A 3447-nucleotide genomic window follows, 5' to 3' on the forward strand; every position below is an offset into this window, starting at 1 on the left:
GACTTATGTGCAGCCCGCAGTGATGTGGAGTTGAGGGCCAAAAGCCGGCACCGGTCCGGGTTTTGATAGCCGCCAACTCCACATAATTTGCCTGTAGGTCATAATCTCTTCAGCCAATCAACGATGTTGATCGTCGCAGAAGAGACGTGCCCGGCACGAGGCGGTGCGAGGATCTCAGGGAACACCTGCATAAGCGCCTGACGTTTGAGATCGATGTCCGCCCTTGCATAGGTCATGGTTGTGTTCAGCGACGAATGTCCGAGCCATTGACTGATGGTCGCGAAGTCGACGCCCGCCTTCAGGAGAAAGATGGCGGTCGTATGTCGCAAGGAATGAGGATGGATCCGCTTCTCCTGCAGCGTGCGGGTTGCCCTGGCTCCGACTCCGATGTGCCTCTTGAGCAGGTAACGAACGCCAAAGCGGGTCAACTTGTTGCCCTGGCGGTTCACGAACAGCGGAGATTCGCTGCCCCCTGAATGAGCGACATTGTTCGAGAGCTCTTGGAGAAGCTGTGCGGTTTGCGGCCAAATTGGACATAATCGAGTTTTGCCACCCTTGCCGTGCAGTCGGACTTGATGAGGAGGATCGGTGCGGATGTCGCACAGCCGCAGATCGAGTATCTCCTGAACGCGGGCACCAGTGTTGAGCATTAGCGCGAATAACGCATAGTCGCGCTTGCCCCCCGGTGTGGAGCGATCGATCGATTTGAGCAACGCCTCGACTTCCTGCGGCTCAAGGTATTCGATCGGCTTGCTACGCGCGCCGCGTTTGAACGGTACACCTAGCACACGCTGCAGCTCGGCTAGATAGGCGGGCTGTTCGGTTGCGAGAAAGCGAGCAAACGTATGCAGTGCCGCCAGCCGCGCATTGCGGGTGGCGACGCCATTGTGACGCTCGGCCTCCAGAAAAGCCAGGAAGTCCTGGACCTGCTTCGCTGTGAAATCGACGAGGTCGAGATCCTCAATAGCCTTGGCTGTTTGCGACGAAGCAAAACGCAAGAACAGCACGATGGCATCCCGGTAGTTGCGTATGGTGTGTTGGCTGGTGCCCCGGAGAGTCGGAAGATACTCGCGGAAGAACCGCTCGATGCCCTTGCCGAGGTCGTTAGGTCTTTGGGATCTCATGCGGCACCTCCGGTGATGAGGTGGCCGAAATGCGTCTCGAGCCGATCGCTGGCCGCAGCAGCGAGTTGCGGAATCCAGCGCAGGTAATAGGCAGTCGAAACAATCGAGACGTGCCCCATATACATCGCAAGCTTCGGCAGATTGGATTGGACATCCGCACCTTGCTGGTACCATCGCAACAGCGACCCGACCGCGAAGCTGTGACGAAAATCATGAACCCGCGGGGTTCGTCCGTCGGTGCCGCAAACGTTGGCTGCTCGGAACAGAGCTTGGACTCCTTGCCGGATGCCAGTACCCGTGTAGCCGCGCACCCGCCCCTTGCTGTTGCAAAGCAAAGGGGAATCCGATGAGCAGCTCAGAGGTGGCCGAAGCCGCTTCCGGAGGTACGACCTCAGCTCCCGAGCTGCGTCCGGCGACAACGGGACGATCCGCGACTTGTGGAACTTCGACACCCGAATGTGCAAAATGCCGTGGCGCGGATCGACATCGGCCAGTGTAAGGCGCAGCAGTTCGCCCCGACGGAGCCCTGCCGTATAGAGCAGGACCACGGCAAGCCGCATCACGGCTGGCCTGAGCGGTGACGTCGAGGTCGGCGCCAAACGATCGGCTGCAGCCAACATCTTGGCAACGTCGGCCGCTCCAAAGATGACCGGCGGTGCATGCGGACACCGACGTGGGAGGCGGTTGATATCCGGAACGAAGCAAGTTGGCTCGGTCCGCCGACGATAGAGGCAGAAGTTGCGCACGATACGCTGGCGGTTGCGCCGCGTGTTTACAGAGAGATGAGATTGTGATGCGCACCATGCCTCGAAGCGCGCTTGATCGAGGTCGGTAGAGCTGGTCTTCTCAAGAAATAGACGCAGAGCGTCGAATACGCGCTCCTCATGAACATAGGCGCGCCCGAGTGAACGTTGCCTCCGCAAATAACGGTCGACCACCTGGTTGAACGCGCTGCCCGGTAATGTCGTACTCATGCGGCGTCCTCCTCAATGCTGATGGTCGCCGTCGGGAGAGGAAGCGCGACCTCGCGGAGGGCTCCGGTCTGCAGCCGGAGATAGACACAGGTGCTCTCCAAGGTACGATGACCCATCAGATCACCAATTACCTTCACGCCGACGCCGCGGTCGAGCAGACGCATCGCAAATGAATGGCGCAGGCAATAGGAGGATGTACCCTGCAGTGGCAGACCGCTCTGACGCGCACGTTTTTGGTAGAGATCGGCTATCGTGTAGTGCGTGAGAGGACCCACCGGGGCGCTTGCGCGGAGGAACAGTTCAGGGCGCGTCCCGCCGGACCGGCCGCGGCGCAGATAGTGTCTGAGAATACGTATGGTTTGTTCGGCCAGAGGAAGGATCAGATCTGATCTGGTCTTGCGCTGGTTGACACGGAGCGTCCTGCTCTCCCAATCGATGGAGGCAAGCGTCAGCGCGACGATCTCCGAGGGCCGCAGGCCGTAGTGCGCCATCAAATGGAGGATCGCATAGTCGCGCCAACCAAGCCGGCTCGATCGGTCGATGGAACGCAGCAGCCGCTGGACAAGCGGCCATGCCAGGGCCCGAGGCGGCAGTTCACCTCGGTAGGCGCGCGGCGCGTCAATTACGTCGAGCCGCTGCTGGATCTCGCCCTGGTCGAAGCAAAACCGAAGAAAAGCACGAAGGCGAGCAACAACATGCTGGAGGGTCTGTCGTTTAATCCGCCGCGCTTCGGTCATCACGAACCGCTCGACTGCAGCGGCAGATAACGCATGCAACGGGGCGTCAGCTGGCAAAGCGTGCGCGAGCATGCTCTTCACCGTTGCGATGTGCTGTTCTAGGGTCGAGCTGGTAAGGCCACGCACCTCCGATAGATGTCGACTGTAGCGCTCAAGAAGCAGTGAGAACGGGTCTGGTGCTGGTTCTCTGACGAGCCGCCTTCTCGCGGTGAGAAACCGTTCAACGGCGCATCGGGTGCCTTGCAATGACGCGGAGGCAAATGCTTGCGACAAAAAACTTCCTGAAACGCCGGCCTCCCAATCAAGCGGCGCTGAGCCCATCAGGTCGAAGGCTTCCTTTAGCCCTCGCACGTGACGGCAGGCTGTGGGTCGGGCGTACTCAGCCGAGATGAGCCAAGTGGCGAAATCTTCCAACAAGGCGCCATTGGGCGATCCCGAGTAAAACGCGTGAACCTTCCGGAATAGGTGTTCGAGCATGATTGCCCCCTTTTGGATGGTTGGGAGAACCAAGCTACCGCTGTCAGTTATGTTGAGTAGGAACGGTCGAGACGGCTGTTAATAGCGGGGAGATCGATACGACTCCACATCACTGCGGGCTGCACATAAGTCGAG

At 59.6% G+C, this 3447-nt stretch carries 3 protein-coding genes; all 3 read right to left on the minus strand.

The features are described from left to right. Positions 1-98: 98 nt before the first annotated feature. Genes GGD61_RS39975 through GGD61_RS39985 form a run of 3 tightly spaced genes read right to left on the minus strand, consistent with a single transcriptional unit; the run spans position 99 to position 3312 of the window. Positions 99-1124, minus strand: a complete 1026-nt coding sequence (locus GGD61_RS39975) for a tyrosine-type recombinase/integrase (protein ID WP_183232534.1) — start codon at positions 1122-1124, stop codon at positions 99-101. Continuing rightward, positions 1121-2098 (minus strand): tyrosine-type recombinase/integrase, encoded by a 978-nt coding sequence (locus tag GGD61_RS39980; RefSeq protein ID WP_183232535.1) that lies wholly within the window; start codon positions 2096-2098, stop codon positions 1121-1123. The genes GGD61_RS39975 and GGD61_RS39980 overlap by 4 nt, the downstream gene beginning before the upstream one ends. Next, positions 2095-3312, minus strand: coding sequence for a tyrosine-type recombinase/integrase (locus GGD61_RS39985; protein WP_183232536.1), 1218 nt, complete (start codon positions 3310-3312; stop codon positions 2095-2097). Before GGD61_RS39985 ends, GGD61_RS39980 begins: the two co-directional genes overlap by 4 nt. Positions 3313-3447 lie beyond the last annotated feature (135 nt).

This window comes from Bradyrhizobium sp. SBR1B (genome assembly GCF_014198205.1).
In the GTDB taxonomy this organism is placed as follows: domain Bacteria; phylum Pseudomonadota; class Alphaproteobacteria; order Rhizobiales; family Xanthobacteraceae; genus Bradyrhizobium.